Below are 25,750 nucleotides of genomic sequence, written 5' to 3'. Positions count from 1 at the left end.
GGTGCTGGAAAATGTGAGCTTGAATTATGTCACCCGGGTGCAGGATGACTTGGGCGGCATCGAGCCCCGGGCCTGGGACGACTTGCTCGCCAAGCAAGACGCGCCAAGCCCCTTCATGCAGCATGCCTATTTGTCGGCCATGCAGACCAGCCAATCGGCCACGCCCGACACCGGCTGGACGCTGCAAGTGGTCAGCCTTTGGCGCGACACCCCCGATGGCCCGGCTTTGGCGGCAGCGTGTCCGCTCTACCTCAAGACCCATTCACGCGGCGAGTATGTGTTCGACCACGCCTGGGCCGATGCCTACGAGCGCCACGGCCTGGCCTATTACCCCAAAGCGCTGGTGGCCTCGCCTTTTACCCCCGTGCCCGGCAGCCGCCTGCTGGCCGAGTCCGATGCCGCCCGCCATGCCCTGCTGGCCCGTTTGCTCGAGCTTTGCCAAACGAACGACATTCCGTCCTTGCACATCTTGTTTGCCAGCCCGCAAGACCTTCAGGTCTGCGAACAAGCCGGTTTGCTGCAGCGCGGCCAGGTTCAGTTTCACTGGCAAAACCTGGGCTGGCGGGATTTTGATGATTTTTTGGGCAGTTTGACCCAGGAAAAACGTAAAAAGATCCGCCAGGAACGCCGCAAGGTGCACGAGGCAGGTGTCAGCTTTCGCGCCGTGCGTGGCCCGGACATGGACGACGCCGACTGGGCCCTGCTGCTGCGCTGCTACCAGCAAACCTATTGGGAACACGGCAACGCGCCTTACCTGACCCCTGCGTTTTTCGAAGCCATGCGCCGCGACATGGCCCCCAACTGGCTGTTGTTTGTGGCCGAGCGCGGGGGGCATGCCATCGGCATCAGCCTGATCGGGCTGCACCTAGATGCCCAAGGCCAAGCCGAAGTGGGCTATGGCCGCTACTGGGGGGCGCTGGAGCGGGTGGACTGCCTGCACTTTGAGGCCTGCTATTACCAGCCGATCGCATGGTGCATCGCCAATGGCCTGCAACGCTTTGAAGGCGGTGCCCAGGGCGAACACAAAATGGCCCGCGCCTTGCTGCCCACCCCCACACACAGCGCCCACTGGCTGGCACACCCGGCGTTTTCAGAGGCCGTGGCACGGTATCTGGAGCGCGAAAAAGCAGGCATTGACAATTACATGGACGCCCTGCACCAACACTCGCCACTGAAAGCCAAATCGGGCACTGAAAGTCGGGGCTGAAGCCCACGACCTACCCTCATCAACCCCATGAAAAACGCCTGCGTGGCGGAAACCAGGCAGGCGTTTGAGGTTTCAGTGGCTTGCCCAGCAAGCCTCTGAGACAGGCGATCAGGCCTTGTTGTAGTTGGCGATGCCGTCCATGATTTCCTTGGCGGCCGACTCGACGCCTTCCCAGCCCTTGACCTTGACCCACTTGCCTTTTTCAAGGTCTTTGTAGTGCTCGAAAAAGTGGGCAATCTGCTTGAGCTGCAGCTCATGGATGTCGTCCAGCGACTTGATCTTGGCGTAGCTGGCCAGAATCTTTTCGGTCGGCACAGCCAACACCTTGCCGTCCATGCCGCCTTCGTCTTCCATCAGCAAGATGCCAATGGCGCGGCAAGGCACGACCACGCCTGGGGGCAGCGGGAAAGGTGTCATCACCAGCACGTCCACAGGGTCGCCATCACCGGCAATGGTCTGGGGCACATAACCGTAGTTGGTCGGGTAGTGCATGGCGGTGCCCATGAAACGGTCCACAAACAAAGCGCCAGACTCTTTGTCGACTTCGTACTTCACGGGATCGGAGTTCATCGGGATCTCGATGATCACGTTGAATGCATCGGGGACTTTGTTGCCAGGGGTGACTTTGTTCAGGGACATGGTGTCTCGTTGGAAAAGTTGAAAGAAATGTCAATCGCTAGGGATTAACCCCGATTTTACTTTCACAGGGCTTGCGAAAGCTTGACGGGTCACTCATGCGCCCTCCGCTTGACCCCAATGCCCCACGCCCGCAAGCACTCGGGCACAATCGCTCCCCATGTCTGAACGCGTCATTGAGCTGGTTGACCAGCGCCACCCTAGCCTGCCTTTGCCTGCCCTGTCCGGGGCGCAAGACCTCAGTGCCCTGCCCCTGGACGGCCTGCGCCGGCCGCTGACCGATTTGCGCATCAGCGTGACGGACCGGTGCAACTTCAGGTGCAGCTATTGCATGCCCAAGGAAGTCTTTGACAAAGACTACGCCTACCTGCCCCACAGCCACCTGCTGAGCTTTGAGGAAATCACCCGCATCGCCACCGTGTTTGTGGGCCGGGGCGTGCGCAAAATCCGCCTGACGGGCGGTGAGCCCCTGCTGCGCAAGAACATCGAAATCCTGATCGCGCAGCTTGCCGCGCTGCGCACCCCCGACGGCCAGCCGCTTGATCTGACACTGACCACCAACGGCTCGCTGCTGGCGCGCAAGGCCCAAAGCCTCAAGGACGCCGGACTGCAACGCGTGACGGTGAGCCTGGACGGGCTGGATGACGCGGTTTTCCGCCGCATGAACGACGTGGACTTTCCGGTGGCCGATGTGCTGGCTGGCATCGAAGCGGCCCAAGCGGCGGGCCTGGGGCCGATCAAGGTCAACATGGTCGTCAAGCGCGGCACCAACGACCACGAAATCCTGCCCATGGCCCGGCATTTCCGGGGCACGGGCATCGTACTTCGCTTCATCGAGTACATGGACGTGGGCGCGACCAATGGCTGGTGCATGGACGAAGTGCTGCCCAGCGCCGACGTGATCCGCCGCCTGCAAACCGAGCTGCCGCTGGTGCAACTCGACCCCGCTGCCCCCGGCGAGACCGCCGAACGCTGGGGCTACGCCAACGCCCAAGGTGAATACGACCTGGCACTGGGTGAAGTCGGCGTCATCAGCAGCGTGACCCAGGCGTTTTGCGGCGACTGCAACCGCGCCCGCTTGTCGACCGAAGGCCGCCTGTACCTGTGCCTGTTTGCCAGCCAGGGCTACGACCTGCGCCAACTCCTGCGCGACCCGGCCCGCTCTGACACCGACCTGGCCCAGACCGTGGACGCCATCTGGCGCGGGCGCACCGACCAATATTCGCGCCTGCGCAGCCTGCGCGGCCCCGACACCGCCAGCGGCCCTGGCCGCCGGGTCGAGATGAGCTACATCGGAGGCTGAAGGCCATGAACCACAATCCCGGCATCACCGGCCTGATCCTCTCGGGCGGTCGCGGCTCGCGCATGGGCGGCACCGACAAGGGCCTGCAAAACTTTCGCGGCCTGCCCCTGGCCCTGCAAACCCTGATGCGCCTGCAGCTGCAAAGCCTGCCGCTGCAAGAGGTGCTCATCAACGCCAACCGCAACCTGTCGGCCTACGAATCGCTGGGCGTGCCGGTCTGGCCCGACAGCATCGACGGCTTTGCCGGGCCACTGGCCGGGTTCCTGACCGGGCTGGAGCGCTGCGAAACCCCGTTGCTGTTGACCGTGCCTTGCGACACGCCGCTGTTCCCGCTCGATCTGGCCGAGCGCCTGCACGCCGCCCTGATCGCCCAAAACGCCGACCTGGCCATGGCCGCCGCACCCGAAGCCGACGGCACGGTGCGGCCCCAGCCCGTGTTTTGCCTGCTCAAAACCGAATTGCTGGACAGCCTGGTCCAATTCACCCACCAAGGCGGCCGCAAGATCGACGCCTGGACCGGCCAGCACCGCTGTGCCATCGTCCCGTTTGACTTGCCCGGCGACAGCACCCACGCATTCGCCAACGCCAACACGCTGGCCGAACTCCAGCAACTCGAAGCCCTCTGAATTTTTCCTGCCCTTGTCTGGCAGTGCCCACCATGACCACGCCCCCGTCTTCTTCCCTCCAGGACATCGCCGAGCGCCTGCAAGGCTACGACCCGCAGGCCCTGTCAGCCCGCCATGTGAACGATTTTCTGGCCCAGCTGGTGCAGCCGGTGCGCGAGGCCGAAACCGTGGCCCTCATGCAAGCCCACGGCCGCATCCTGGCGCACGACGTGGTCTCACCCATCAGCGTGCCACCGCACGACAACTCGGCCATGGACGGCTATGCCCTGCGCGGTGCCGACTTGCCGGCCCACCAGCCCGGTCAGTTCAAAGTGGTGGGCACGGCCCTCGCGGGCGCGGCCTGGCAAGGCGCGGTGGGCCCGGGCGAATGCGTGCGCATCATGACCGGGGCCATCATGCCTGCGGGCCTGGACACCGTGGCCCCACAAGAGCTGGTGAAAGTCGATGGCGACAGGATTGAGATGGCGCCCGGCCTGCTGCAAGCGGGCGACAACCGCCGTCTGTTGGGCGAAGACCTGATGGCGGGGCAGCCTGCCCTGCGCGCAGGCACACGCCTGAACCCCGCCGCCTGCGGCCTGCTGGCCAGCCTGGGCTTGCCCAACGCCCAAGTCTGGCGCAGGCCCAAAGTGGCCTACTTTTCAACCGGCGACGAAATCCTGAGCCTGGGTGAAACGCCCCGCGAAGGCGCGGTCTACGACAGCAACCGCTACACCGTGGCGGGCATGGTGCAGCAACTGGGCTGCGAGCTGATCGACATGGGCGTGGTGCGCGACGACCCGGCCGCCCTGGAAGCCGCGTTTCGCACAGCGGCCGCCCAGGCCGACGCCATCATCACCAGCGGCGGAGTGAGCGTGGGCGAAGCCGACTACACCAAAGCCATGATGAAAAAACTCGGTGACGTGGCCTTCTGGCGCATCGCCATGCGGCCCGGCAGGCCGATGGCCGTGGGCCGCATCAACCAGGGCGAGCGCTCTGCGGTCTTGTTTGGTTTACCCGGCAACCCGGTGGCCGTCATGGTCACCTTTGCCGCCTTTGTGCGGCCGGCGCTGCAAGGCCTGATGGGCTGGCAAGCGCCGCCACTGCCCCTGCTCAAGGCCAAAAGCTTGGAAGCCCTGCGCAAAAAACCCGGCCGCACCGAATACCAGCGCGGCATCGTCAGCACCAACGCGGCGGGCGAATTGCAAGTGCGCATCACTGGCAACCAGGGCTCGGGCGTGCTGAGCTCGATGGTGCAGGCCAACGGCCTCATCGTGCTGGGCCACAGCCAAGGCAACGTGGCGGTGGGCGACGAGGTGGATGTGATGATGTTTGAAGGGCATCTTTGAGGCACGCCAACACCCACATTCGGCCGCAGGGGCAGCCTCCCACAAGGGCAAAGACATCCCAACTTGGGGGGCTGCCGCTGCTCGCGAATCAGCGCCCCCAAAGACTCAATGCGCGGATGAATGGCCCTCAGCCACAGGCTCGTCGTGTGCCACTGCCTTGTTTGGCCCCGGCACCGCCTTGCGCGCCAGCAACGAGTACATGGTGGGCACCACAAAGATGGCCAGCAAAGTACCAAGGCTCATGCCGCCCACAATGACCCAGCCGATTTGCGTGCGGCTTTCAGCGCCAGCGCCTTTGGCCAAGGCCAGCGGCACGGCGCCCAGCACCATGGCGCCAGTAGTCATCAAAATCGGGCGCAAGCGCTGACCCGAGGCCTTGATCAACGCCTCTTGCATGGCCAGGCCTTGCTCGCGCAACTGGTTGGTGAACTCCACGATCAAAATGCCGTGCTTGGTGATCAGGCCCACCAAGGTGATCAAGCCAATTTGCGAATACACGTTGAGCGATCCGCCTGTGAACTTGAGCGCCAAGAGCGCACCAATCATGGACAGCGGCACCGACAGCATGATCACAAACGGGTCGATGAAGCTCTCGAACTGGGCCGCCAACACCAAGAAGATGAAGAACAGCGCCAGCACAAACACAATCACCAAAGCCCCTTGTGAGCTTTTGAATTCGCGCGAAGTGCCATTCAGCTCAGTGGTGTAACCCGGCTTGAGCACTTTGGCGGCCGTCTCGTCCATGAACTTCAGGGCTTCGCCCAGCGAGTAGTCGGGGGCCAGGTTGGCCGTGATCGACACCGAGCGGCGCTGACCAAAGTGGTTCAACTCTCGCGGCGACACGCTTTCGCGCACTTTCACCAAGCTGGACAGCGGGATCATGGTGTCATTGCGGCCACGCACCTGGATCACGTCGATGTCGTCCGGCGTGTTCCGGCTGGAGGCCAGGGTTTGCACAATCACGTCGTATTGCTCGGCATCGCGTTTGTAACGGGTCACCACACGGCCGCCCAGCATGGTTTCGATGGTCCGGGCCACCACTTCGATGCTGACGCCCAGCTCGGCGGCTTTGACGCGGTCGACCTCCACCCGCAACTCGGGTTTGTTCAGCCGCAAGTCCACATCGGGCGACAAGATGCCCGGGTTCTTGGCGATCTCATCCATCATCTGACGGGTCAGCAGGTTCAGGTTCTGGTAACTGTCTGAGGTCTGGATCACGAAGTTCAGCGGGCGCTCACGGAAACCCTGCCCCAAAGAGGGCGGCGTGATCGGGAACGCGTTGATACCCGGCAGGCTGTTGAACTTGGCACCCATTTCACGGGCGATTTCGAGCGTGGTGCGCTGGCGTGCGTCCCAGTCCACCGCTCGGTAAACCACCGAACCCTGGCCTACCGTGGGGTTGCCCATGTTGGCAAAAATGCGGTCGAACTCAGGGTAGGCTTGGCCGAATTTTTCCAGCGAACGGGCATAACGGTCGGTGTACTCGAGTGTGGAGCCGTCGGGCGCGTTGATCGTCGCCAGGATCGTTCCACGGTCCTCCAGCGGTGCCAACTCTTGCTTCATGGTCGGGTAAATCAACGCAATGCCGACGCCCGAACCGACCATGACCAACACCACCGCCCAACGAGCGCGCGTCAAAATCAGGCGCAGCAGGTTTTCATAGCCGTTCGACAAGGCGGTCAGCCAACGCTCCATGTTGCGGTCAAACCAGCTGGGGTTGGGGTTGTGGCGCAGCAGCTTAGAGCTGAGCATGGGCGAGAGCGTCAGCGCAACAAACCCGGAGACAACCACCGCACCGGCCAAGGCCAGCGCAAACTCGCCAAACAGCTTGCCAGTGCGGCCCGGCGTGAAGGCCAAAGGCGCAAACACCGCGGCCAAGGTCATGGTCATGGCCACCACGGCGAAACCGATTTCGCGCACGCCTTTGATGGCGGCAGAAAACGGGTCCAGACCTTCTTCAATGTGCCGGTAAATGTTCTCCAGCACCACAATGGCATCGTCCACCACCAAGCCAATGGCCAAGACCAGCGCCAGCAAAGTCAGGGTGTTGATGGTGAAGCCGGCCAAAGCCATCATGGCAAAAGCGCCAATCAAGCTGACCGGGATGGTGATGATCGGGATGATCGACGCACGGATGGTGCGCAGGAAAACAAAAATCACCAGCGCCACCAAAACCACCGCTTCCACAATGGTCTGGAACACGTTCTTGACCGAGCGGTCAATGAACACCGAGTTGTCGTTGGCCACATCAATGGAGATGTCACCGGGCAAGTCGGCTTTCAGGCGCGGAATCATGTCGCGAACGCCCTGTGACAGCTCCAGCGGGTTGGCCGTGGCCTGGCGGATCACACCGGCCGAAATGGCGGACTGCCCATTCAAGCGCACCAAACTGCGGTCATTGGCGGCGTCTTCCTTGATTTGCGCAACATCGCGCAGCTTGACCGAAAAGCCATTCACGTTGCGAATGACAATGTCGCCAAATTGGCCCGGACGGGTCAAATCGGTCTGCGAAGACACACTGAACTCGCGGTTGGTCGACTCGATCCGGCCCGCTGGCAACTCCAGGTTACTGCGCCGGATGGCGTCTTCCACATCTTGCGGCGTGAGCTTGAAAGACGACAGCCGCGCATGGTCCAGCGACACCAGCATGGCGTATTTGCGCTCACCGTAAATGCGCACATCGGCCACACCCGTCACGGTTTGCAAACGGGGTTTGACGATGCGGTTGACCAGATCGTTGATCTGCAATGGGTTCAGCGTGTCGCTGGAAAAAGCCAGCCAGATCACCGGAAAGGCATCGGCCTCGACTTTGGCAATGACCGGCTCTTCGATGGCTTGCGGCAAACGGTTGCGCACCCGCGAAGTGCGGTCACGCACCTCGGCCGCCGCCGTGTCGGCGTCTTTTTCAAGGCGAAAGCGCACCGTGATCTGCGACTGCTCGGCACGGCTGATGGAGGTGATGACATCCACCGCGTCAATGCCCGCAATCGAATCTTCCAGCGGTTTGGTCACCTGCGACTCGATCACCTCGGCCGAGGCGCCCACATAGCGGGTGGTCACAGTCACCGTGGGTTCATCGATCTTGGGGTACTCGCGCAGCGACAGACTTTTGAAGCTGACCGCGCCAATGAGCAAGATCAGCAAAGACATCACCACGGCCAAAACCGGCCGCCGGACAGAAGTTTCAGCGAGCTGCATCGGCACCCCTCAGGCAAGGGTTGGGGCCTGTCAAAGCGACGTTTTTGGCTGGCGCTCCTGGCTTGGTCGCGGCCGATGCGGGGCTCTTCGTGCCTTGATTCGCGCCTTGATTTGCACCTTGATTAGGGCCTTGCGGTGCAGCACCAGCACCAGCCGATCCGGCGGCAGCAGAAGCGCCCCCGGCAGGCGCACCCGCCTGTCCAGGACCTCCGGCAGGCCGTCCGCCAGCCGGCTGAGACAAGTCCACAACACGCACCGTGGTGCCGTCTTTTTGCAAGCGCTGGTGACCCGCAGTGACCACCGTGTCTCCAGCGGTCAGACCTTCCACGATCTCGACCTTGCCCGGTTGACGCAAACCAACTTTGACGGCCACGCGCTCGGAAACCAGGGTGTCAGGCTTCTCGCCCGCCACCACTTTGACCACAAAGGTGCGCCCACCCTGCGGGATGATGGCTTCTTCAGGAATCACCATGGCGTTTTCGCGGGCGCCAAACACCGCATTCACACGGGCAAACATGCCCGGGCGCAGTTGCTGCTGGCGGTTGTCAATACACCCGCGCACGCCCACCGATCGACCATTGGCCTCAATCAAGGGGTCCACGGCCTGCACGACGGCGCTGAACGGACGGCCAGGCAAGGCATCAACCGTCAACTGCGCTTTTTGTCCAGCGCGGATCTTGGCCTGGAAACGCTCAGGCAAACGGAAGTCGAGCAGCACGGCATCGATGTCTTCGACGTTGACCATGTCCGCGCCGTCTTTCAGGTAATCGCCCACGTTGATCTGCTTGAGGCCCGTGATGCCATCAAACGGAGCCAACACCTTCAGGCGCTGCAAAGTGGCATCGGCCAGCGCCAATCTGGCGCGGGAGACCTCGAGTGCAGCACCGCTTTCGTCGAGCGAACGCTTGCTGATGAAATTTTGCGTCACCAATTCCTGGTTGCGCTTGTGGTTCGCCTCGGCGATCGACAGCTCGGCCTTGGCCTGGGACAACTGGGCCACCTGGAGCTGGTCCTCAAACTGGACCATCACCTGGCCTTTGCGCACGCGCTGGCCATCGTTAAAGAAAATTTGCTTGACGCGCCCACCCACCTCCGGGCGCAACATCACACCTTGACGGGAACGCAGGCTGCCCACCGCCTGGGTTTCATCGACCAGGGTCATGGTTTCCACCTTGGCCACCTCCACCGCGGGGGCTTTGGCAGGCCCTGCGGCAGCGCCTGCGCCGGGGGCTGCCGAAACAGCGGGCTTGGCGGCATCGCCCGATGGCGCTGATCTGTTTTGAGCCCACCACGCCACGCCCGATGCAGCGCAAACACCCACCAACGCCATCACGGCGTATTTCTTCTTGTAAGCCATTCAAAGATCTCTTTTTAGGTTGAATTCACCAAGACTGCCAAAATGTAACAGCGCGACCTGATTTGCCCAATGGGACAAACCGCAAGCATTTGTGGATTTCAAAAAGACTGCGCGTGCAGACCGGCAAGACAAGGCTCGCCGGGCACCCGGTCATCCACGACCCAAGGCTTTGTCCACGCCTTGATTGGCCAGCGCATCGGCCCTTTCGTTGCCCGGGTCGCCGTTGTGGCCCTTGACCCAGCGCCAGTCAATTTGGTGTCCCGAAGTAGACACAACAGTGTCCAATTTTTGCCACAGATCGGCATTTTTGACGGGCTGTTTGGCTGCCGTGCGCCAACCACGGGCTTTCCAGCCATGAATCCACTCGGTGATGCCTTTGCGCACATATTCGCTGTCCAGGTACAGCGTGACCTGACAAGGGCGCTTCAAGGCCATGAGGCCTTCAAGGACCGCCGTCATCTCCATCCGGTTGTTGGTGGTGTTCAGCTCGCCACCAAACAGCTCTTGCACATGCTGGCCCGACTGCAGGCGAACGCCCCAGCCGCCGGGCCCCGGATTGCCTTTGCAGGCGCCATCGGTATGGATTTCAACGTGGTTCAACAATGTCTTTCGATGCCGCCTTGCGGCCAGTGAAGGTGTCTGACCGGGCAATGGGCGCGGTCGCTGCAGCGGGCGATCGTACCGTGCGCCAGCGCCGACCGTTGATCAAGCGCCCACCGGGCACTCTTTTTGTCGCCATCAACAGGTAAACACCGCCCAAAATGGGCCACCAGCGCTCGCCGGCCACATCCATCCAGCTCAGCCGTTGCATCCAGCGTTCACTGCCCAAGGCGGGGGTCCAGCCCCCAAAACGGCTGACCTGGACCTCAAAACCGAGCAAACGCAGCCAGTCACGCAAACGCCGATAAGCGATCAAGGAGGGGTGCACTTGGTCATGCAGGCCGTGCCTTCGCTGTGCACGCGATTGCTGCACGCCCCACCAACTCCAGGGGTTGAGCCCCGTGATCAAGACCTGACCTTCCGGAATCAACACCCGTTCGACCTCACGCAAACAAGCGTGCGGATCGGCAGAACGTTCCAAGGCATGGGGCAAAACCACCAGATCCAGACTGTCTGCGGGCCATGGCCAGGCACGGCTGTCGAGACACACATCAGGCGAACAGGCTTGCCCGGACATCGGCAATTCAGACTCAAACTCGGCCTGGGCCATCCAGCGGTGCGGCATTCGGTTGTTGCGCAAAGCCTGCAAATCGGGCCAGCCCAGTTGCACTGCGTGGTAACCAAACACATCGGCCAGCAACGCATCGGCCTGCTGCTGCTCCCAGGCCAACAAACGTGAAGCCACCGGCTGACCCAAATCGGTCAACCAAGCCCCACATGAATGCTTGCTTTCTATAATCTGACTCTCCATGAAACTCATTGCACTGCCCGCCTTCAACGACAACTACATCTGGTTGTTGCACGATGACCACCACGCACTGGTGGTAGACCCCGGGGACAGTGCACCTGTGCTGGCCTGGTTGCAGCAGCACCCGGGCTTGCAGCTGGACATGATTCTAGTCACGCACCACCATGCCGACCACACCGGCGGTCTGCCCGAGTTGGTCGCCAGCACCGGTGCGCGGGTCGTGGGCCCGGCCATGGAAAAAATGCCGGTCAAGTCGCAGGGCTTGCAACAGGGGGACCGTCTGGACTGGCATGGCCTGCGCTTTGACGTCCACGAAGTGCCCGGGCACACCCTGGGGCACATTGCTTTTTGGGCACACCCCGCAGGACAAGCCCCGCTTCTCTTTTGTGGTGACACCTTGTTTTCAGGTGGCTGCGGCCGCCTGTTTGAGGGCACCCCGGCCCAAATGCTCGATTCGCTGGACCGTTTGGCTGCCCTGCCCGATGACACCCGTGTCTGCTGCGCCCACGAATACACCCTGTCGAATCTGAAATTTGCCCTGGCGGTCGACCCCGACAACCGCGAATTGCACACCTACGCGCAGGCCTGCACGGCCTTGCGACAAGACAAGCAACCCACCTTGCCCGTCGCGCTGTCTACCGAGCGGGCGATCAACCCTTTTTTGCGCAGCCGCAGCACAGCTGTGTCCGCCGCGGTCAAGCAGCGCAATGCCCGTGCCCTCGACGACGTCACGACCTTTGCCGCTCTTCGCACATGGAAAAACGAATTTTGATGAACACACTTGCCAAGCATTGCGCGATGAACACTGCCCCGCTTTTTAGCGCGGGGCGGACCTGGACAGCTGCGGTCTGTGTCGGCATGGCCTTGCTGTTGGGCGGCTGTGCCACCAGCCCGACATCAACACCCAGCGCTCCCCCGAATCCGCACGCAACGGTGCCGCCGTCCGTGAGCGCTGGCCCCAAAACGCCCCCCGCCGAACCCGCCGCCTCCAGCACCGAGGAACGGCCGGTCTCACTCAAGCCACACAGCAACATGGGGCTCACGCCACCCACCGATGTGTGGGAGCGGATTCGACGTGGCTTTGCCATGCCCGACCTGGACGACGACTTCGTGCGCAACCGTGAACAGTGGTATGCCAGTCGCCCTGACTACATTCTGCGCATGACCGAGCGCTCACGGCCTTACCTTTTCCATGTGGTGGAAGAGCTCGAGAGGCGCAACATGCCAACCGAGTTGGCCTTGTTGCCGTTCATCGAATCGGCCTTCAACCCCCAAGCGGTGTCCAGTGCCAAAGCGGCAGGCATGTGGCAATTCATGCCCGCCACGGGCAAGTTTTTCGACCTGAAGCAAAACCTGTTTCGCGATGACCGCCGGGATGTGCTCGAATCCACGCGCGCAGCGCTGGATTACCTGCAAAAACTCTATGGCATGTTTGGTGACTGGCACCTGGCCTTGGCCGCCTACAACTGGGGCGAAGGCAGCGTGGGCCGTGCTTTGGCCCGCAACAAAGCCCAAGGCAAGCCGCTGACCTACAGCGACTTGAACATGCCCAACGAAACCCGCTACTACGTGCCCAAGCTGCAAGCGGTCAAAAACATCGTGGCCCAACCCGAGGCGTTCCGAACCCAGCTGCCCCTGATCCAGAACCACCCCTATTTCAAAAGCGTGCCGATTGAAAGGGACATCGACGTGGCTGTGGCCGTCAAATTGGCGACCGTCAGCCTGGAGGACTTCAAGGCACTCAACCCGTCCATGAACCGTCCGGTGATCCTGGCGGCAGGCACGCCGCAAATTTTGCTGCCTTGGGACAACGCCACGATTTTTGAGCGCAACTTGCAAGCCCATGCCAACCGGCCTTTGGCCACATGGACCGCCTGGCAGGCCCCCCGGACCATGAAGCCCGAAGAGGTGGCGCAGCAGCTGGACATGCCTGTTGAGCAACTGCGCGCCGTCAACAACATCCCGCTTCGAATGATGATCACGGCAGGCTCCACCTTGCTGGTCCACCGCAAAGGACGCCTTGACAACGACGTCACGGAACATCTGGCCGACAACGGACAACTGGGGCTAGCGCCCGAAGTGGTCCTCAGAAGAATTTCGGTCCAGGCTCGTAAAAACGACTCTTTGGCCAGTTTGGCCGCAAGGCACGGCGTGTCTGAAGCCAACATGGCCACTTGGAACAAGCTCAAAACTGGCGCGCACTTGACGGCTGGTCAGACTTTGACCATTTTGGTGCCATCCCAAGGCTCGCGCCGGGTCGCCCGGTCCACGCCGCCCAGCCACTCAGCAGCCCCGAAAGCCGCATCCTCCACTCGCAAAAAAGCGCCCAAGCCCAAACGCTGAACCCGGTTTGGGCCAGTCCATCGGCATACTCAAGCGGTAAAACGGCTTTTGGATTTCGCTGCGAACGTGTTCGTGTAGGTTCGCGCCACTGGCAAGCGTGCCCCCCCCAAAGGGCCCGGCAAACGGGCATGGGCCCGCAAGGCGTTCAACACAGCATCGCCCGAGATCAGGCCATCCAGCGCGTACGATTCGCGCAATTTTTCAAACGCCCCGAGGTAAATGGCCCGGTCGCCCAGCCAATGCTGGGCAGGGACCGTCTTCAAAATGTCGGTCAAACCTGCCGTTTGCAACCACTTGAGGGCATGCACCACGGCATCGGTCAAAGCCTGCGCCACATCAGACTGCCGCTGCAAAAAATCAGCCCGCGCAAACAAACAAGCACCCGGCACCTGACCGCCCATCAGCTTGCGGGTGGAGATCAGCGTGCGCGCCTCCCCCATCACCCGGATTTCATTTTTTTGTTCCAGCCAGTGCATGACGGGGTCGGGATTGCAAAGGGCATCGATCGCGCCGTTGCGCAAGGCATCCACCACCGCAGCAGAGGAGCCCACCTCGACAAAAACCACGTCTTCGGGCAACAGGCCATTTTGTAAAAGCCATTGGCAGGCCATCCAATAGGTGCTGGAATCCAGCGAAGTGATGCCCAACCGGGCACCCTTGAGCCCCATCACCGAACGCAGATCAAGCCGCGATGCCACACCCAGACTGACCTGCGGTGTCCGCCCCATCTGAACAAACGCCTGGTAATTCAAGCCTTTGTGTTGCAAGCCAAACAAATGCTCAAACGCGCCAGCAACCACATCGGCCTGCCCCTGCAAAGCACTGCCCAAGGCCTTGGCCCCCGACTCGTGGGCCAACCACTCCACAGCAATACCCGCTTGCCTGAAATACCCCAGGTGTTCGGCCAAAGTCAACGGCAAGTGGTAGAGGCTCTGCCTGGCCGCCAAAGCGATGGTGACACGGGGAGCACCGCGCAAAGGGTCCACTGCAGCCAACGACAGCGACGGCTTGGCCACAGCGGCCATGGCCGCCAGCAAAACTGAACGTCGCCGCCAAATGACGTAGGACACAAGCTGGCTCCAGTGCACATCGGAAATTCGATGCCTTCAGCATAGGCACAAGCAGGCCTTGGCGCATCGGGAATCATCCCGAGCGGGTTTTCACGTAATGGATTGCAGGTAGTTGACAGGACAAGGCCAAGCTGAAGCCTGGGTCGACAAAGCCTGCGTGGCTTCAGCGGCGGTCGACCAAGGCATGGGCAATGGTGCCCAAGTCCACATATTCCAGCTCACTGCCTGCAGGCACGCCGCGCGCCAGACGGGTGACCTTGAGGCCTTGCTGGCGGATCATTTCCGAAATCACATGCGCCGTCGCCTCACCCTCGGCTGTGAAGTTGGTTGCCAAAATCACTTCGGTCAACACGCCATCGCCCACCCGTTTCTTGAGCTTGGCCAGCCCAATGTCGTGTGGGCCGATGCCGTCGAGCGGGCTGAGCTTGCCCATCAGCACGAAATACAGGCCCCGGTAAGTGCCGGTGCGCTCAATGGCCGACTGGTCGGCCGGTGTCTCGATCACGCACAGCAGGGTGCGGTCACGCGTCAAATCCAGACAGGTGTCGCACAACTCGGCTTCGGTGAAGGTGTGGCAGCACTCGCAATGCTGAATTTTTTCCACCGCATTTTGCAAAGCCGCTGCCAGCTGACGCGCTGTGGCACGGTCGTTTTGCAGCAACTGAAACGCCATGCGTTGGGCCGACTTGATGCCCACCCCCGGCAAGCCCTTGAGGGCCTGAACCAAAGTGGCAAGTGCGTGTGTGTCGGCCATGTTGGAGGATCAATCGATCAGAAAGGCAGCTTCATGCCAGGCGGCAAACCGGCGGTCAGCTTGCCCATTTTTTGTTGAGACACTTCTTCGGCCATGCGCACGGCGTCATTGAAGGCGGCGGCCACCAGGTCTTCCAGCATGTCTTTGTCATCGGCCAGCAAGCTGGGGTCGATGGTGATGCGGCGCACATTGTGCTTGCAGGTCATCAAGACCTTGACCATGCCGGAGCCGGATTGGCCTTCCACCTCGACAAAAGCCAGCTCGTCCTGGGCTTTTTTGAGGTTGTCCTGCATGGCTTGGGCTTGTTTCATCAAGCCAGCGAGTTGTCCTTTGTTGAACATGGGGGTTTCCTTTAGAGGGTATATGAAGGGTATTGGGGGATCATCAAATCAGCTGGATGCTGCCGGGAACGATTCGGGCACCAAAATCACGCACCATGGCCTGCACCAGCGGGTCGTTCTGAATCAACTCTTGAGCCGCCACCATTTTGGCGGCGGCCAGTACAGCCAAGCGCTTGGCCGGGCTGTCGGTGACCGGACCGACTTCAATGTGCAATTTGACATCGCCATGGCCTGCGGCCATCAACGCGGCTTGCAAACGCTCACGGCTTGCTGCATGGTTCAGCGTCTCGCGCTCTACCCGCAACTGCCATTGGTCAGCGTCACGGGCCAGCAATTGCGACTGCAACGCCAACTCACGGACCAAAGCGGTGATGGCCTCTTGCGCCATCAGGCCTTGCACCACGTCCAGCCAGACATCGCCTTCGGGCGTGGCTTGCACCTCCGCCGGGGGACTCTGCCGAGGCACATCCACCCGTGCTGAAGGCTCGGACGCCTCGCGCACCGGCAAAGAACGCAACGCGGGCGCGGGGGCTTCTGTTGGCCATGAAGCCGTGACCGGTGAATCCGGATTGGCGTGATCGGTCGTATCGGGCCAGTCCTCCCAAGGGAGCGGCTCCGCCGCGGGATGGTTGTCAGGAATGCGGGCGGTTGCCGCCGTTGGTTCGGCCGTGCGGTCTGGCGACGGTGCTGCAGGTATGCCAAGCGTCTCTGGCGGTGTTGCCGCCATCACGGGCAACACCACAGGGGCCGCTGCAGTGGGCATGGACGAGACCACCCGAGACGAAGCATCGGTCGATCCCCCAACTGCGGCAGGCGCCGTCACAGGGGGGGGGGCAGGTGCAGCGACGGAGGTTCGCGCTGGCGCAGACGTTTCAGCTACTGGTTGGGGGCTGATTCGCGGGCTTTTTTTTTCAGCCGATCCCGCTTGGGGTTTGAAAGCCAGCAGGCGCAGCAGCACCATGGTCAGGGCTGCATATTCGTCTGGCGCGAGACCCAGCTCGGTGCGCCCATGCAGACACAGGCTGTACAGCAACTGGGTTTCTTCCGCAGGCATGGCCTGGGCCAGATCGGCCAAGCCCTGGGTGTCGGGATCGTCGCCGTCTTGCGCCATGCTCGGCACCATCTGCATCACGGCCATGCGCTGCAGCAACATGGCCATGTCTTCCAGCGTGGCGGCTGCCGACACGCCTTGCAAGCGCAAGGCATTGACCTGGGCCACCACGGCAGCGCCATCGCCATCGGTCAGCGCCCGGATCATTTGCAACACATGGCTGCGGTCCACACTGCCCAGCATCTGGCGCACACCGGCTTCTTGCACCAACCCGTTGCCAAAGGCAATGGCCTGATCGGTCAGGCTCAAGGCGTCGCGCATGGAGCCACGGGCGGCACGGGCCAGAAGGCGCAAGGCCAAAGGCTCGGCACTCAACTGCTCGGCGGCCAGCACCTGGGTCAGGTGCTCAAACACCGTCTCAGGGGCCATTGGCCGCAAATTGAATTGCAAACAGCGCGACAGCACCGTCACCGGCACTTTTTGCGGGTCTGTCGTGGCCAGCACGAACTTCAAATATTCAGGGGGCTCTTCCAGCGTCTTCAACATCGCGTTGAACGCGGTGTTGGTGAGCATGTGCACCTCGTCGATCATGAAGACCTTGAAACGCCCTTGCACCGGTTTGTAAACCGCCTGTTCCAGCAGGCTCTGCACCTCGTCCACGCCCCGGTTCGAGGCCGCATCCAACTCGGTGTAATCCACAAAACGGCCCGCATCGATGTCGCGGCAAGCTTGGCAAACACCACACGGCTCGGCGGTGATGCCGCCCTGCCCGTCCGCCCCTTGGCAGTTGAGCGATTTGGCCAAAATGCGCGAAACGGTGGTTTTGCCCACCCCTCGGGTGCCGGTGAACAGGTAGGCATGGTGCAAGCGCTGCTGCACCAAGGCGTTGGTCAAAGCCTGCACGACATGCTCTTGCCCCACCATTTCGGTGAAATTGCGGGGGCGGTATTTGCGCGCGAGGACAAGGTAAGACATGGGCTTGATTCTATCGGGCTGGCGAGGCACTCTTTGAGGCTTGTTTTGGCAAGTCGCATGCAATCGGTCAAGCTGACCGATTGAGCTTCTGTCAAACAGGAAAAAACAGGTACGGGCTGAAAAGCACCGCCAAGCTCGCCTACAATCGATCCCGACGGGCCTTCCCGCATGGTGAAGCGGCCAACCGGGTCAGGTGGGGAACCAAGCAGCCCTAACTGTGGAGCCAGTGCCGGGGTCAAGGCTCGTCAACTTACATCGATGTTTCGATGACCGACAACCCAGTTGGTCATGAAATGCCCCAAGCTCAAACACTGTTTTGGGCAACTCAAATACATTGCATCATTGTCGGGGAATGGATCTGCGTCGATTCACGCCCACCGGGCAAGCCCGCCCCGGGATCAAGGCACCAATCCCGGGAGTGTGCGTGTGCTTTATCCCTCCAACACACGACACCGCCCGTTGACGCAGTCAATTGATAGCAAGCATCTGGTCTGGATGACGGACACGCAGACCACCGAGGGGCTGGCTTGCCCTCGGCATGCCAATCAGGCCATGCGACGGCGCAGCGAAGGAAAAGGCAAGGGTTTGACTTTGGTGGAGCTGACCAACTGAGGCGCTGTTGGCGCTGCGCGCAGCAATTCGGAAACCAGCGCATCGGCGTTTTTGTGCGCCCCAGCTCGGTTGGTTTCAAAGGCCAGACGTGTTTGGGCAGCCATTTGGGCCACAAAATTCTGGGGGTAGTCACGCACGTTGAAACCACGCAATGCCATCACTTTCATGAAGGCGTTGGCGGCCTCTTCAACGGCGCGCTGGTATTCCTGGGAAGCTTCTGGAGTCATGTCGACCTCGTTATGGATGAAGTTATTCACATGACAACAACGCAGCACATGCCCAGCAGGAATACACCATTTGTAAAAAAATTGTTACAAATTTGCCAAAATACCTTGGCCAGCACGCCAACCACTGGCCAAACAAGCGGTCAACAAGTACCCGCCTGTTGGGGCTTCCCAATCCAACATCTCACCTGCGCAATACACCCCGGGGCGCTTGGACAACATCAAGTCAGAACTTAAGTCCTCTAAAACGACGCCGCCAGCCGTGCTGATCGCCTCGTCCACAGGTCTGGGGCTTTTGAGTGGCACAGACAAATGCTTCAAACTGGCCGCCAAGGCATCCGGATTGGCCAAAGTGTCGGGCGAGCAAAGCTCATACAAAAGCCCCATCTTCACGCCATCTACCCCCAAACGGCTTTTCAGATGGCTGGACAAACTCCGGCTGCCCCGGGGCCAGCGCACTTCAGAACGCACCTGTTCCAGTGATTTGTCAGGCAGCAAATCCAGCGTCAAGCTGGCCGCCCCTTGGGCCAAATCATCGCGCAACCAAGCCGAAGCGGCATAAATCAGGCTGCCTTCCACCCCCGTATCGGTGATGACGAATTCACCTTTGCGATCAAACCGAGGCTCGCCAACTTGGGCACCGGCACCCGTAACTGCGCCGACCTTGAGCGCAACCGACTTGAGCGGATGCCCTGCATACCGGCTGCGAAAGTGCTCGGTCCAACCTTGCCCCTCTCGCCCGAGAACATCGAATCCGCAATTGGCGGGTTTAAGAGGCGCAATGCGCACACCCTGATCGGCCAGCACGGGTGCCCACGCGCCATCAGAACCCAAACGGGGCCAACTGGCCCCACCCAACGCCAACAAGGTGGCACGGGCATGCACCCGGGTCACACCCACATGGCCTGTGGGCTGAAAAACCAGATGGTCACCCGCCCAGCCTTGCCAGCGGTGGCGCATGTGAAACTGCACAGGCACACCTGAGACCGGATGCCTCAAACGTTGCAGCCAGGCCCTGAGCAAAGGTGCCGCCTTCATTTCTTGAGGAAACACCCGACCAGACGTCCCCACAAACGTGTCCACCCCAAGGCCCTTGGCCCAATCCCGAACGGCTTGTGCGTCCATTTGGTCAAGCCATGACCCCACCTGGGTTTGCCGTTCGCCATAGCGGGCACGGAACACATCAGACGCTTCGGTATGGGTGAGGTTCAAGCCCCCTTTGCCCGCTAACAAAAATTTACGGCCCACAGAGGGCATGGCATCAAACAAGTGAACGGCGACACCTGCCTGCGACAGCACGTCTGCAGCCATCAGTCCGGCCGGTCCTCCGCCCACAATGGCCACATCGATGTCGAGCGCAGAAGAATCGGAAAGAACTGAAGTGGGCGAAGATAAAGTCATGGATGGATGTGTTGGCAACGCCTGCGCGACAGGCGAGCGCTGTGGGATTCTGTCAAAATAGCTGCAACTTTAGCCGCATCTTCAATGTTCACAAGGAAAAGGCCATGGCCAGCGATCTGATCAAACACATTACCGACGCCACTTTCGAAGCCGACGTGCTCCAGTCGAGCCAACCGGTGGTGGTCGACTTCTGGGCCGAATGGTGCGGCCCTTGCAAGATGATTGCCCCTATCCTCGACGAAGTGGCTGGCGCCTACGAAGGCAAACTCCAGATCACCAAAATGAACGTGGACGACAACCGCGACATCCCGGCCAAGTTCGGTATCCGCGGCATCCCTACGCTGATGATCTTCAAAGACGGCCAACTGGCGGCCACCAAAGTGGGCGCCATGAGCAAGTCACAGCTGACCGCTTTCATCGACCAGCAATTGGCTTGATGTCGGCTTTGGCCTGAGCTGCTCAGGTCACTCCCCAAAAACCGGGCATCCATGGCCCGGTTTTTTGTTTTCTGGCCCACTTCAAAACCTGTCATAATTTCCGCAAGGCAACCCGAACAGGGACCAACGCCTTGATTGCCGGAAGCACCAGCCCCCAACCCCGGGCGGCAACCGGTTCTGAATATTTCCACCCGCTTATCTGAAAACGGTCCCCGACGGACCGATTCGCCACAGGCCAAATCCATGCATTTGAATGAACTCAAGGCACTCCATGTGTCCGAACTCCTGAAGCAAGCCGACGCGCTCGAAATCGAGAACACTGGCCGCATGCGCAAACAGGAGCTGATGTTTGCCATCATCAAAAAACGCGCCAAAGCCGGTGAACAAGTTTTTGCAGACGGCGTGCTGGAAATCCTGCCCGACGGTTTCGGCTTTTTGCGCAGCCCGGATTCGAGCTACACCGCCAGCACCGACGACATCTACATCAGCCCCAGCCAGGTGCGCCGCTTCAATCTGCACACCGGCGACATGATCGAAGGTGAAGTGCGCATCCCCAAAGACGGCGAGCGCTACTTTGCCCTGACCAAGCTGGACAAGGTCAACGACGACCTGCCCGAGAACAACAAACACAAGGTGATGTTCGAGAACTTGACGCCGCTGTTCCCCAAAGAGCAGATGCGTCTGGAGCGCGACATCAAGGGTGAAGAAAACATCACCAGCCGCGTGATCGACATCATTGCCCCTCTGGGCCGTGGCCAGCGCGCCCTGATCGTGGCGCAGCCCAAGTCGGGCAAGACGGTGATGATGCAGCAGATCGCACACGCCATCACCGCCAACTACCCTGATGTGCACCTGATGGTGCTGCTGGTCGATGAGCGCCCGGAAGAAGTGACCGAAATGCAGCGCAGCGTGCGCGGCGAAGTGATCTCGTCCACCTTTGACGAACCCGCTTCGCGCCACGTGCACGTGGCCGAAATGGTGATCGAGCGCGCCAAGCGCCTGGTCGAGCTGAAAAAAGACGTGGTCATCTTGCTGGACTCGATCACCCGCCTGGCCCGCGCCTACAACAACGTGGTGCCTTCCTCGGGCAAGGTGCTGTCCGGCGGTGTGGACGCCAACGCCCTGCAGCGCCCCAAGCGCTTCTTTGGCGCGGCCCGCAATGTGGAAGAAGGCGGCAGCCTGACCATCATCGCCACCGCGCTGGTGGACACCGGCAGCCGCATGGACGAAGTGATCTTTGAAGAATTCAAGGGCACCGGCAACTGCGAAATCCACCTGGAGCGCCGCTTGTACGAAAAGCGCGTGTTCCCGGCCATCAATTTGAACCGCAGCGGTACCCGCCGCGAAGAATTGCTGCTGCAGCCCGAAGTGCTGCAAAAAACACGCATCTTGCGTCAGTTCATGTACAACATGGACGAAATCGAAGCGATGGAGATGGTCTTGAAGAGCATGAAAGCGACCAAGAACAACTCCGAATTCTTCGACATGATGCGACGCGGCGGTTGATGCCCTATAATCGACAGGTTTTGCGGAAAGTGCACTCAGATGGTCTGAAGTGTGGCTACCGTAGCGAAAATAAAAGGATTTTCCCATGAAAGACGGCATTCACCCCAACTACCGTGAAATTTGCTTCCAGGACATGTCCAATGGTTTCAAGTTCGTGACCCGCTCATGCGCTAACACCAAAGAAATGATCACCATGGAAGACGGTCGCGAGTTGCCTCTGTACAAGCTGGACACGACCAGCGAGTCGCACCCCTTCTACACCGGCACACAAAAGTCGGTCGACAACATGGGCGGCCGTGTGGAGAAATTCCGCAACCGTTTCGGCAAAACGACCACCATCGCCAAGTAATTCACACTTGGTGTCCCCAAAAGGGCAGCCCGGGCAACCGGCCTGCCCTTTTTGCATGGCGCAAGCTTGTGGCAAGCGCCTGCACCCAACGCTCCGGAACTGATATCTTCTGAACCTGTGAACCACCCTACTCCCGCCATCGTTGCACAAAGTGCCGTGCGCAGACTGCCGCGTCTGGCCTTGCTTTTGTTGTGCGCAGCCTATGTGTTACCCGGTTTCTGGGGGCGAAGCCTTTGGAAAGCGCAAGACATTGAAGCCTTCGGCTACATGCTGCAACTGGCCAAACCGGGTGCGGGTGAAGTCGTCAGTTGGCTCAAGCCCACGCTACTGGGCAGCCCCGACAGCAACCTGGCCTTGCTGCCGTATTGGCTGGGGGCCGCTTTTATCCGACTGGCCCCCTCAGGGTTTGAAGACAGCTTTGCCCGCTTGCCTTTCATTGCCATGCTGATCACCACGCTGGCAGCCACTTGGTATGCGGTCTATGCACTGACCCGTCACCCTGCCGCGCAGCCGGTGGCGTTTGCATTTGGGGGCGAGGCCAAACCGGCCGACTACGCGCGCGCCATGGCCGATGGGGGTTTGCTGGCGCTGTTGGCCTGCCTGGGCTTGGCGCAGCTGTCCCACGAAACCACGCCCGCACTCAGCCAATTGTGCTTCGCGGCCTTGTTGTTTTTTGGCTTGGCGACATTGACACGCCATCGCCTGCAAAGTGCGGTGGCCATCACCGCGGGCATGTTGGGCCTGACCTTGTCGGGTGCCCCCACTTTGGCTTTGTGGCTGGGCATCGGTGGCTCGGTCATTTGCGCCACAGCGCAGCCCGACCCTGCGCAGCGCCGCTTGAGCATGCTCGACTTGGGCCTGCTGGCGCTCGTTTGCCTGCTGTGCATCACCACGGCGGGCGCGCTGGATTTGTGGCGCTGGCGCGTGGTGCCTCACAGAATGGTCGACCTGCATGTCCTGGCCAAACTGATCGCCTGGTTCACTTGGCCCGCCTGGCCATTGGCACTGTGGTCGCTGTGGCGCTGGCGTGGGCAACTGTCACACGGCTGGCGTTACCCCCACTTGGGTTTGCCGCTGTGGTTTGCAGCCGTGACCGTCGGCGCCACCTGGTTCACGGGCCTGTCTGACCGTGCGCTTTTGACATCATTGCCGGCCATTGCCACTTTGGCCGCCTTGGCATTGCCCACACTCAAACGCAGCCTAGGCGCCTTGATCGACTGGTTCACGCTGCTGTTTTTCAGCTTTTGCGCCCTCATCATTTGGGTCGTCTGGTTGGCCATGCAAACAGGCACCCCTGCAACACCGGCCCGAAATGTGGCCCGTCTGGCCCCCGAGTTTGTCGCCGAATTTTCAACCGGCGCCTTTGCCTTGGCACTGGCCGCCACCATCGCTTGGGGGGCATTGGTCAAATGGCGTACGGGCTACCACCGCGCCGCCATCTGGAAAAGCCTGGTGCTCCCTGCGGGTGGTGCCGTTCTGTGCTGGCTGCTGTTGACCACCTTGTGGCTGCCGCTGCTCAACTACGCCCGCAGCTACGCGCCTTTGGTCGAAAAAGTCACGCGGGTCACGGGCTCGTCCAATTGCCTCCAATATGCTGGCATCAGCAAAGCCCAGGGAGCGGCGCTCACGTACCACGCCCATGCCCGCTTGATGCCCATGCAAGCACCACAAGCCGACTGCCCATGGCTCATCGTCGACAAAGTCAACCGATCCTTGTTGTCGGCAAAGATCCAGTCGCTCGGCTGGGTTGAAGAGGCCGCCATCAAGCGGCCCACCGACAAAGACGAAACGCTGCTCGTTTACCGTCCGGCGACAGGCCTGAAAATGCCTTCCGACAAGCCTTCGAACTGAGCCATGTCCGAGCTGCGCACCATCGCCCGCCATGCCGGCACCGTGTTGGTAGGGCAGCTGGCCGTGATGTCCTTTGGCATCGCCGACACTTTGATCGCGGGCCGGTACAGCCCTCAGGCATTGGCGGTTTTGTCTTTGGCCTCGTCCATTTACATCAGCATTTATGTGGCCTTGAACGGCCTGCTGCAAGCTTTGCTGCCCGTTTGGGCTGAACTGCATGGTGGGGGCCGCCAAGCGGAGGTGGGGCGCTCGGTGCGGCAGGCGCTCTACATTGCTGCCGGTGCCGCCGTGATCGGCATCAGCGGCTTGTGGTTTCCAGACCTTTGGCTGTCGGCCACCGAAGTGCCCGAAGAACTCTGGCCCGATGTTCGGGCTTATTTGCGCATCCTGGCGTTGGCCTTGGTGCCCTCGCTGCTGTTTCGCATGTACAGCACGCTCAACCAAAGCCTGGGGCATCCCCGTTTGGTGACCTGGTTGCAGGCGGGGGCCTTGCTGGTCAAGGTGCCGCTGTCGTTTGCATTGACATTTGGTGGCGCGGGTTTGGCCGGGATGGGGGTGGTGGGCTGCGCCTGGGCCACATTGATGGTCAACACATGCATGTTGCTGTCGGGCCTGTGGCTGTTGCGCACGCAAGACATTTACCAACCCTACCGTTTGTGGAAGCGCCCCGAAAAACCCGACTGGCCCGTGCTTCGGCGTTTCCTGGCCTTGGGCGTGCCTGCCGGTTTGTCCATCATGGTGGAGGTGACGTCGTTCACCTTGATGGCCTTGTTCATCGCAAGGCTGGGGGCTGTGGCCTTGGCCAGCCACCAAATTGCCGCCAGTCTGGCCGCCGTCTTGTACATGGTGCCGCTGGCCTTGGGCATTGCCAGCAGCGCACGCACTGGCTATTGGCTTGGGGCGGGACAAGCACACAAGGCGCGCCGCGCAGCCGGCATGGGGATCGGTCTGGCCATTGGCGCGGCATGGTTCGGGGCGGCGCTCTTGTTCATCGGCCGCGACACCTTGGCCAATGCGTTCAGCAATGACCCGCGTGTGGTGCAAGCGGCAACCGTCTGGCTAGGCTGGGTGGCGCTTTACCACCTGGCCGATGCGGTGCAAGCCGTGTGCGCCTGTCTTTTGCGTTGTTACCGCATCACAGTGCTGCCGCTGATGGTTTATACGGCGCTTCTCTGGGGTGTGGGCTTGTATGGCGGATACCGCTGGGCCTATCAAGGCATCAATTGGGCGGGCTGGCCCATGCGTGCCAGCGTGGACACATTCTGGATCACCAGCACAGCGGCACTGGCGCTGGTGTCTTTGCTGTTTGCCGCCTTGGTCTGGCATGCCTCACGGCCTCAGCACACCCCAACCACCACGGTGTAAACGATAGGCCCCGAACCCATTTTTCAGACACCGGGATGCGTTAAGGTTAGGGCTCAACTCACTTGGACCCGAATCCCACCATGATCCTCGAACTCGCCGACATCCGTATCCACCCCGGTCAGCAAGCTGCATTTGAAAAAGCCATTGAACTCGGCTTGAACACCGTGGCGTGCAAAGCCAAGGGTTTTCAGGGCAGCAAAGTCAACCGCGGCATTGAAAACCCCGAACGCTATGTGCTGCAAATTTTCTGGGACACCCTGGAAGACCACACCGTGGGTTTTCGGGAATCCGCCCTCTTCACGGAATGGCGCGCCATCGTGGGCCCGTTTTTCGCGGCACCACCCCACGTGGAGCACTTTGAGCTGGCATCCAAGTCCGTGTGAAGGCACAGGCCAAGGCATCCCATCGGAA

At 61.0% G+C, this 25,750-nt stretch carries 23 protein-coding genes and 1 other RNA gene; 13 read left to right on the top strand and 11 right to left on the bottom strand.

The window, feature by feature from the left end; genetic code table 11:
* The first annotated feature begins 1 nt into the window (after window position 1).
* On the top strand, window positions 2-1,207 hold the full coding sequence (locus ACZ5VE_RS04865) for a GNAT family N-acetyltransferase (RefSeq protein ID WP_464456918.1): 1,206 nt from the start codon (window positions 2-4) through the stop codon (window positions 1,205-1,207).
* A gap of 108 nt (window positions 1,208-1,315) precedes the next feature.
* On the opposite strand, the gene ppa is transcribed toward ACZ5VE_RS04865, so the two are convergent.
* Complete coding sequence (ppa, locus tag ACZ5VE_RS04860) at window positions 1,316-1,846, bottom strand: inorganic diphosphatase (RefSeq protein WP_464456917.1); 531 nt, start codon at window positions 1,844-1,846, stop codon at window positions 1,316-1,318.
* 157 nt (window positions 1,847-2,003) lie between these two features.
* On the opposite strand from ppa, the gene moaA reads away from it, so the two are divergent.
* From moaA to moeA, 3 genes are read left to right on the top strand one after another with little or no spacing between them, the layout of a single operon-like run.
* A complete protein-coding gene (gene moaA / locus ACZ5VE_RS04855) occupies window positions 2,004-3,146 on the top strand; it encodes a GTP 3',8-cyclase MoaA (protein ID WP_464456916.1) in 1,143 nt (380 codons plus the stop codon).
* A 5-nt stretch (window positions 3,147-3,151) separates the two neighbouring features.
* Window positions 3,152-3,772, top strand: a complete 621-nt coding sequence (mobA, locus tag ACZ5VE_RS04850) for a molybdenum cofactor guanylyltransferase MobA (protein ID WP_464456915.1) — start codon at window positions 3,152-3,154, stop codon at window positions 3,770-3,772.
* Window positions 3,773-3,804: 32 nt separating this feature from the next.
* A complete protein-coding gene (gene moeA, locus ACZ5VE_RS04845) occupies window positions 3,805-5,097 on the top strand; it encodes a molybdopterin molybdotransferase MoeA (RefSeq protein WP_464456914.1) in 1,293 nt (430 codons plus the stop codon).
* 105 nt (window positions 5,098-5,202) lie between these two features.
* On the opposite strand, the gene ACZ5VE_RS04840 is transcribed toward moeA, so the two are convergent.
* The 4 genes from ACZ5VE_RS04840 to ACZ5VE_RS04825 form a co-directional block, all read right to left on the bottom strand.
* The gene (locus ACZ5VE_RS04840) at window positions 5,203-8,295 is read right to left on the bottom strand and encodes an efflux RND transporter permease subunit (protein ID WP_464456913.1); all 3,093 of its coding nucleotides are present in this window, start codon (window positions 8,293-8,295) and stop codon (window positions 5,203-5,205) included.
* The gene (locus ACZ5VE_RS04835; protein ID WP_464456912.1) at window positions 8,282-9,652 is read right to left on the bottom strand and encodes an efflux RND transporter periplasmic adaptor subunit; all 1,371 of its coding nucleotides are present in this window, start codon (window positions 9,650-9,652) and stop codon (window positions 8,282-8,284) included. The genes ACZ5VE_RS04840 and ACZ5VE_RS04835 overlap by 14 nt, the downstream gene beginning before the upstream one ends.
* A 150-nt stretch (window positions 9,653-9,802) precedes the next feature.
* Complete coding sequence (gene rnhA, locus ACZ5VE_RS04830; RefSeq protein ID WP_464456911.1) at window positions 9,803-10,252, bottom strand: ribonuclease HI; 450 nt, start codon at window positions 10,250-10,252, stop codon at window positions 9,803-9,805.
* The gene (locus ACZ5VE_RS04825; RefSeq protein WP_464456910.1) at window positions 10,239-10,997 is read right to left on the bottom strand and encodes a class I SAM-dependent methyltransferase; all 759 of its coding nucleotides are present in this window, start codon (window positions 10,995-10,997) and stop codon (window positions 10,239-10,241) included. Before ACZ5VE_RS04825 ends, rnhA begins: the two co-directional genes overlap by 14 nt.
* A 64-nt stretch (window positions 10,998-11,061) precedes the next feature.
* On the opposite strand from ACZ5VE_RS04825, the gene gloB reads away from it, so the two are divergent.
* Window positions 11,062-11,832: a hydroxyacylglutathione hydrolase gene (gene gloB, locus ACZ5VE_RS04820; RefSeq protein WP_464456909.1), complete on the top strand. Its 771-nt coding sequence runs from the start codon at window positions 11,062-11,064 to the stop codon at window positions 11,830-11,832.
* 26 nt (window positions 11,833-11,858) lie between these two features.
* Window positions 11,859-13,403 (top strand): transglycosylase SLT domain-containing protein, encoded by a 1,545-nt coding sequence (locus ACZ5VE_RS04815; protein WP_464457440.1) that lies wholly within the window; start codon window positions 11,859-11,861, stop codon window positions 13,401-13,403.
* 29 nt (window positions 13,404-13,432) lie between these two features.
* On the opposite strand, the gene ACZ5VE_RS04810 is transcribed toward ACZ5VE_RS04815, so the two are convergent.
* The 4 genes from ACZ5VE_RS04810 to dnaX all read right to left on the bottom strand — a co-directional run bounded on the left by ACZ5VE_RS04810 (window position 13,433) and on the right by dnaX (window position 17,594).
* Complete coding sequence (locus tag ACZ5VE_RS04810; protein ID WP_464456908.1) at window positions 13,433-14,473, bottom strand: ABC transporter substrate-binding protein; 1,041 nt, start codon at window positions 14,471-14,473, stop codon at window positions 13,433-13,435.
* Between the two features lie 163 nt (window positions 14,474-14,636).
* On the bottom strand, window positions 14,637-15,227 hold the full coding sequence (gene recR, locus ACZ5VE_RS04805; protein ID WP_464456907.1) for a recombination mediator RecR: 591 nt from the start codon (window positions 15,225-15,227) through the stop codon (window positions 14,637-14,639).
* 17 nt (window positions 15,228-15,244) lie between these two features.
* Window positions 15,245-15,568: a YbaB/EbfC family nucleoid-associated protein gene (locus ACZ5VE_RS04800; protein WP_464456906.1), complete on the bottom strand. Its 324-nt coding sequence runs from the start codon at window positions 15,566-15,568 to the stop codon at window positions 15,245-15,247.
* Between the two features lie 43 nt (window positions 15,569-15,611).
* Window positions 15,612-17,594 carry a DNA polymerase III subunit gamma/tau gene (gene dnaX, locus ACZ5VE_RS04795; RefSeq protein ID WP_464456905.1) on the bottom strand — a complete coding sequence of 661 codons (1,983 nt, stop codon included), beginning with the start codon at window positions 17,592-17,594 and terminating at the stop codon, window positions 15,612-15,614.
* A 153-nt stretch (window positions 17,595-17,747) separates the two neighbouring features.
* Between dnaX and ffs the strand changes: the two genes are divergently transcribed.
* Window positions 17,748-17,844: signal recognition particle sRNA small type (ffs, locus tag ACZ5VE_RS04790), an RNA gene on the top strand.
* Between the two features lie 295 nt (window positions 17,845-18,139).
* On the opposite strand, the gene ACZ5VE_RS04785 is transcribed toward ffs, so the two are convergent.
* Together ACZ5VE_RS04785 and ACZ5VE_RS04780 are read right to left on the bottom strand one after the other, a co-directional pair.
* Window positions 18,140-18,433, bottom strand: a complete 294-nt coding sequence (locus ACZ5VE_RS04785) for a hypothetical protein (protein ID WP_464456904.1) — start codon at window positions 18,431-18,433, stop codon at window positions 18,140-18,142.
* An 84-nt stretch (window positions 18,434-18,517) separates the two neighbouring features.
* Window positions 18,518-19,831 carry a BaiN/RdsA family NAD(P)/FAD-dependent oxidoreductase gene (locus tag ACZ5VE_RS04780; RefSeq protein ID WP_464456903.1) on the bottom strand — a complete coding sequence of 438 codons (1,314 nt, stop codon included), beginning with the start codon at window positions 19,829-19,831 and terminating at the stop codon, window positions 18,518-18,520.
* Between the two features lie 104 nt (window positions 19,832-19,935).
* On the opposite strand from ACZ5VE_RS04780, the gene trxA reads away from it, so the two are divergent.
* From trxA to ACZ5VE_RS04750, 6 genes are all read left to right on the top strand, one after another.
* Window positions 19,936-20,268: a thioredoxin TrxA gene (gene trxA / locus ACZ5VE_RS04775; RefSeq protein WP_464456902.1), complete on the top strand. Its 333-nt coding sequence runs from the start codon at window positions 19,936-19,938 to the stop codon at window positions 20,266-20,268.
* A 243-nt stretch (window positions 20,269-20,511) separates the two neighbouring features.
* Window positions 20,512-21,774, top strand: a complete 1,263-nt coding sequence (gene rho, locus ACZ5VE_RS04770) for a transcription termination factor Rho (protein ID WP_464456901.1) — start codon at window positions 20,512-20,514, stop codon at window positions 21,772-21,774.
* An 85-nt stretch (window positions 21,775-21,859) separates the two neighbouring features.
* Window positions 21,860-22,123 (top strand): type B 50S ribosomal protein L31, encoded by a 264-nt coding sequence (locus ACZ5VE_RS04765; RefSeq protein WP_100117605.1) that lies wholly within the window; start codon window positions 21,860-21,862, stop codon window positions 22,121-22,123.
* Window positions 22,124-22,240: 117 nt separating this feature from the next.
* Window positions 22,241-23,974, top strand: a complete 1,734-nt coding sequence (locus ACZ5VE_RS04760) for a hypothetical protein (RefSeq protein ID WP_464456900.1) — start codon at window positions 22,241-22,243, stop codon at window positions 23,972-23,974.
* Between the two features lie 3 nt (window positions 23,975-23,977).
* The gene (locus tag ACZ5VE_RS04755) at window positions 23,978-25,339 is read left to right on the top strand and encodes an MATE family efflux transporter (RefSeq protein ID WP_464456899.1); all 1,362 of its coding nucleotides are present in this window, start codon (window positions 23,978-23,980) and stop codon (window positions 25,337-25,339) included.
* A gap of 80 nt (window positions 25,340-25,419) precedes the next feature.
* Entirely contained in the window at window positions 25,420-25,722 is a 303-nt protein-coding gene (locus ACZ5VE_RS04750; protein WP_464456898.1) for an antibiotic biosynthesis monooxygenase family protein, read from the top strand.
* The last annotated feature ends 28 nt before the right edge of the window (window positions 25,723-25,750 follow it).

The sequence above is a fragment of the Limnohabitans sp. INBF003 genome, from assembly GCF_055396645.1.
This window is presented reverse-complemented; position numbering and strand designations above follow the sequence as displayed.